Raw genomic sequence first — 5,033 nt, 5'->3', positions numbered from 1 at the left:
GAGCGATTTCACGAAGACTTTCATTACCTTCAATGTATCGTTTAACCGCTTGAATCTTATCTTCTACATGAATTTTTCTCACTTGAACCACATCCTTTTCCTTTGAATGTGTCCAAGTTTTGGGGTGCAGTTCAAAAGCGTCCCCTCTGAAACGCAAATCCCAAACCATTCTCTACTTCTCACTCTCTAATCGGCCTACACTTTCCTTCCTCTATCTATAAAAAAGCGATGAAACCAGTTAAGGTCACATCGCTTCTGATTGTACTATTGATAGTTGCTTTGAGCGGATGCGGAGTATTGGTCCGTGTCTAGCTCGGTTAGGGAAGAGGAGTCTGGAATTATGCCTAGATGGGATTTCAAAATTTGTTTCACTTCTTCTAGTTTCTGCTCGTCTAACTTGTAATAGTAAGTACCTGTCGACATATCGTCATAGCCTGTTAAAGTGATCGTATCCACATCCGGAAGTCCGCTTTTTATATATTGGATAAACGACAACATTTGCTTGGAGGTCATATCGGTTTTCATGTTTTCGCCTAGCGCATTGATCACGTCTCCATATTTTGTAATGGAAGTAATCGATGTCGCTTCTTTGATCATCGCCTGAAGAATCATCTGCTGGCGTTTACCACGCTCAATATCATTATCAAGTTTACGAGTACGTGCTAAGGCTAATGTGTGGCGGCCGTCTAGACGATGAACTCCTGGCATGAGATGAATCGCATTTTTATCGTTTTCATCTTTCTCAATACGCTCGTATGGCACCTCGACTTCGACTCCGCCAAGTGCATCTACCACATCGATGAATGCATTAAAGTTCATTTTGACGTAATAGTTGACCGGAATATCGAATAGTTCTTCGACTGTATCAATAGAGGCTTTTGTTCCACCATAGGCATGGGCATGTGTGATTTTATCTCTATAGTTTACCTGTGGAATATAAACATGGGAATCACGAGGTATGCTGACGAGTTTGATACTTTTGGTTTTAGGGTTCAAAGTGGCGAGCACTAAAGCGTCTGATCTTCCGTGCGCTTCTCTATCTTGGCGTGCTTCGCTTTCGTCTACACCAATCAAGAGAATCGACACTTTATCTTTTGCGGGTTCTACATATATTTCTGGCGGATCTTGCTTAGCGATAGGTTCATAAGAGCGATCGAGTACGTTCATCGCTTGGTTATGAAGCTTGAATGCATAAGCGGAAACGGCTAAGGCTGCGATGAAGAATGTAAATAATGCTATTTTTAAGAAGCGTTTTGTTTTGGAACCCTTTTTTTTCTTATACTCTTCTCTTTTCATGTTATACCTCCAGGGGTACGGCGGAAAAAACCGTCAATGGCGAATCTATGGGAAGTTCATTTTAATGATTAGTGGCCAATCTTCACATAAAAATTCAAGGTGATTGAATGAATTCAGACTTACTACTCAATAAGGTTCACCTTCTACCATTATACCCGCTTTTCAATTGGACGTATAGTCAGATGTCGAACTCTAGGAATTTATGTCCGGCTGTGGCGATGATCGCCTGGCCGTTCGTTAGTTCCATCATCCATTCCTGAAAAATCTCCTGCTGTTCTTCAGGAACATATAAAAAGAGTTCAACGTCCTCTTCATAGACGATCTCTTTTAACGGGTAGTCGGATTGCCGTATTTCGTTTTCTACTTTGCCTAGCCATGTATAATCGATAGAAGTTTTAACTAGTGTGTGTAATTTTCTTTCCACAATACCTGTTGCGGCAATGCCTTCAGATGCTGCTTTACCATAAGCGCGGATTAGTCCGCCGCCACCGAGTTTGATGCCGCCATAATAGCGTGTCACGACAATCACGGTATCTTTTAAGTGCTGCTTTTTTAGCACTTCCAAAATGGGGAAGCCGGCTGTGCCTGAAGGCTCACCGTCATCGTTCGCTTTTTGGATCTGGTCATGTTCTCCTATGATATAGGCAGAACAATTATGTGTAGCTGTATGATGGTTCTTTTTAATGTCCTGTATGAAGTCCAGTGCTTCTTGTTCTGTCTCGACTCTTTTGACAAATGACAGAAAACGGGATTTTTGGATGACGAATTCACTCTCTCCGTGCAGTTTTACGGTTTTATAATTAGCTCGCATTTGTCGTTCCCCCTACATTTGTAATATACTTATAATACTTTCTCATCATTAAAATGATATACTATATATGAAGTGTATAAGTATTTAGGCTAAACTGCAATAATGCTCACTTTGCGAAATTTCACATAAACGGATGCGGGAGGGAGTTATTTGAACGATAAGGAAATTGACATTCAACAGATGGAGAAAATCTTTGGCAACATGGTTAATGTAATGGATCGTTCAAAAAGCGACATTTTTTTAATTAGTGAACAAAGCCGCCGAAGTTTTGAAGAGATGCAAAAAGAGTTAGCAGAAGTGAAAGAAAGTATTTCTCATGTGATAACAGAAGGTGACTCTTTAGATGATATGTCACGTCACTCAAGAAAACGTCTTGCTGCTGTATCAAAAGATTTTGAAACGTATAGTGAAGAAGAAGTTAAACACGCTTATAGTGTGGCAAATGACTTGCTTGTACGCGCCTCCATTAATAAAATGGAAGAGAAACAACTTCGTGAAAGACGAGATGAACTTGAACGTCGATTGATGTTACTGCTCTCTACAATTGAAAGAGCGGACCAACTTGTTAACCAAGTAACTACTGTAATCACATATTTAACATCTGATTTGAAAAATGTAAGCACAGCACTGGAAACGGCTCGGCAAAAACAAGATTTTGCGGTTCAGATTATCCAGGCCCAAGAAGAAGAGCGTAAGCGTTTATCACGTGATATTCATGATGGACCTGCGCAAATGCTAGCCAATGTCTTGATGCGTTCTGGCTTAATCGAAAAAACGTTTGTTAAACATGGTCCGGAAGAAGCAATGCAAGAGCTATCTTACCTAAAAGAAATGGTGAGAGGAGCGTTATCTGAAGTACGTCGTATTATTTATAATTTGCGACCAATGGCTTTGGATGACTTAGGGCTTGTTCCCACATTGCGAAAGTATTTATTGACCATAAGTGAATATGAGGCGCCGCTCATCATTCATTTTCAAAGCAATGGAGCAGAGAAAAGATTTGCCACCAATTTTGAAGTAGGTATTTTCCGTCTCATCCAAGAATCAGTGAATAACAGTATTAAACATGCGAAAACTGATGAAATATGGGTGAAAATTGAATGGTTACGAGATTCAGTTAATATATTAATCAAAGACCAAGGCCTCGGCTTTGATACAAATGAAGTAAAAGAGAAATCATTTGGTTTAATTGGCATGCAAGAACGTGTGGAATTATTGAAAGGGAAAATGAAGGTCACTTCGAAAGTAGGGGAAGGCACTTCAATTCTTTTTCAAATTCCATTGGACGAAGAACTGTAAGTAAGGTAATTACTGGGAGGAATAGGATATGGAAGCGACAAAAATTTTGATAGTAGATGACCACCAATTATTCCGTGAAGGAGTTAAACGAATTTTGGATTTTGAAGAATCGTTTAACGTAGTAGCAGAAGGCGACGATGGAGTCGAAGTAGTTGAATTGTACAGAGAGTACGAGCCAGACGTCGTGTTGATGGATATTAATATGCCACGCATGAATGGTGTAGACGCGACAGAGCAATTAGTTAAAGAGTTTCCGGATGCGCGCGTTATCATGCTATCCATTCATGACGACGAGTCCTACGTAACACACGCTTTGAAAACAGGTGCTCTTGGCTACATGCTGAAAGAAATGGATGCAGACGCAATTATTCAAGCGATCAAAGTAGTAGCAAATGGTGGTTCATACTTACATCCTAAAATCACGCATAATTTGGTAACAGAATTCCGTCGTTTGAGCGAGAGAGAACATAAAGGATCCTTCCAGCAGAACGACATTCGACGCCCTCTTCATTTATTGACGAAGCGCGAATGTGAAGTTCTACAATTGTTGACAGATGGCCAGAGTAACCGAACAATTGGTGAAACGCTCTTCATCTCAGAAAAAACGGTGAAAAACCACGTTTCCAGCATTTTGCAAAAAATGAGTGTAAATGACCGCACACAAGCGGTTGTTACAGCAATCAAAAATGGTTGGGTAGAAGTAAAATAATAATAGAATGAAAAAGGTCTTTGTATACGGAAGGCCTTTTTCTCTACGTAGGAGGGGCATATGAAGAAAAAGATAGCAGTCGCGTCCATGGCATTAGTGCTTGCACTTGGCGCATGTGGTAACGCAGATGAAACCGAACAGAACAATCCAGAAACTGGCGAAGCTGCACCAGGCAATGGTGCTATCGATCATGGAGTCGACGATAATAAAGTAGGGTTTAGTATGTCGGGTGACGAGGTTGAAGAAGCGGCAGACGTACCAAAAGAAGCTAAAGAAGAAATTCTAGCTGCTTTTGAAAACTACATCGAAACATTGAACAATCAAGACGTAGAAGGTTATCTCGCTACGCTTTCTACCGAAGGCTATGATCTAGAAGAAGAGCGACAGGCTACGGAAGAAATGCTTGAGAATACTAAGATGAAACGTGAAACAGATAATGAAACGATCGTAAAATATTCAGAGGATAGCGCACAGTTATTTTCTACGTTGAAAACGACATTCACGGATATTGAGACGGGAGTGGAAAATTCACCAGAAGGTCGCCAAGTGACTGTTTTCACTAAAGAAGATGGGGCATGGAAAGTGTTCTCTATCCACTTTATTGGCGATGAACCGGTAAACGAATAAAATCATTTTATATATTAACGTAACGACAAAACTTCCAGTGAGGCTAACTGGAAGTTTTTATTTGAAAGAATAAGTTGAAAAAAGCAAAAAAAAGCACTACCTATGTTATAATAGACATGCGAAAATTTTTTAATTTGAGAGAAAGTCCTTTGATTGTTTAAAATGTACCCTTTGTAAAGGACAATTATAAAAAAAGCCTAAGCTGCTTGTTGAAGCTGTCGTCTGTATTCTGCAGGCGGCAGCTTTTTCAAGTTCCACTGCCCGCGATAATGGTTATAGTACGTCATATAA

General features: G+C 40.1%; 6 protein-coding genes. 3 read left to right on the top strand and 3 right to left on the bottom strand.

Features of this window, described 5'->3' with window-relative positions; all coding sequences use genetic code 11:
* Nucleotides 1-264: 264 nt before the first annotated feature.
* Nucleotides 265-1,296, bottom strand: a complete 1,032-nt coding sequence (locus CSV73_RS16145; protein ID WP_085132954.1) for an LCP family protein — start codon at nucleotides 1,294-1,296, stop codon at nucleotides 265-267.
* 178 nt (nucleotides 1,297-1,474) lie between these two features.
* Nucleotides 1,475-2,107, bottom strand: coding sequence for a YigZ family protein (locus CSV73_RS16140; RefSeq protein WP_085132955.1), 633 nt, complete (start codon nucleotides 2,105-2,107; stop codon nucleotides 1,475-1,477).
* A 150-nt stretch (nucleotides 2,108-2,257) separates the two neighbouring features.
* Between CSV73_RS16140 and CSV73_RS16135 the strand changes: the two genes are divergently transcribed.
* The 3 genes from CSV73_RS16135 to CSV73_RS16125 are packed head-to-tail and all read left to right on the top strand — an operon-like array spanning nucleotide 2,258 to nucleotide 4,742.
* Complete coding sequence (locus tag CSV73_RS16135) at nucleotides 2,258-3,406, top strand: sensor histidine kinase (protein ID WP_198166021.1); 1,149 nt, start codon at nucleotides 2,258-2,260, stop codon at nucleotides 3,404-3,406.
* Between the two features lie 28 nt (nucleotides 3,407-3,434).
* Nucleotides 3,435-4,115 carry a response regulator gene (locus CSV73_RS16130; protein ID WP_085132956.1) on the top strand — a complete coding sequence of 227 codons (681 nt, stop codon included), beginning with the start codon at nucleotides 3,435-3,437 and terminating at the stop codon, nucleotides 4,113-4,115.
* A 60-nt stretch (nucleotides 4,116-4,175) separates the two neighbouring features.
* The gene (locus CSV73_RS16125; RefSeq protein ID WP_085132957.1) at nucleotides 4,176-4,742 is read left to right on the top strand and encodes a nuclear transport factor 2 family protein; all 567 of its coding nucleotides are present in this window, start codon (nucleotides 4,176-4,178) and stop codon (nucleotides 4,740-4,742) included.
* A 197-nt stretch (nucleotides 4,743-4,939) separates the two neighbouring features.
* Here CSV73_RS16125 and CSV73_RS17005 read toward each other — a convergent pair.
* On the bottom strand, nucleotides 4,940-5,033 hold a 94-nt coding region (locus tag CSV73_RS17005; protein ID WP_369802589.1), incomplete at its 5' end, for an IS3 family transposase.

It is taken from the genome of Sporosarcina sp. P1, assembly GCF_002743155.1.
GTDB lineage: Bacteria > Bacillota > Bacilli > Bacillales_A > Planococcaceae > Sporosarcina > Sporosarcina ureae_B.
The sequence above is the reverse complement of the archived record's forward strand: the minus strand, read 5'-3'. Positions and strand labels throughout refer to the sequence as shown.

Coding starts and splice junctions, on each gene's coding strand:
- CSV73_RS16145 (WP_085132954.1), bottom strand. CDS start 1,296: ATGAAAAGAGAAGAGTATAAGAAAAAAAAGGGTTCCAAAACAAAACGC.
- CSV73_RS16140 (WP_085132955.1), bottom strand. CDS start 2,107: ATGCGAGCTAATTATAAAACCGTAAAACTGCACGGAGAGAGTGAATTC.
- CSV73_RS16130 (WP_085132956.1), top strand. CDS start 3,435: ATGGAAGCGACAAAAATTTTGATAGTAGATGACCACCAATTATTCCGT.
- CSV73_RS16125 (WP_085132957.1), top strand. CDS start 4,176: ATGAAGAAAAAGATAGCAGTCGCGTCCATGGCATTAGTGCTTGCACTT.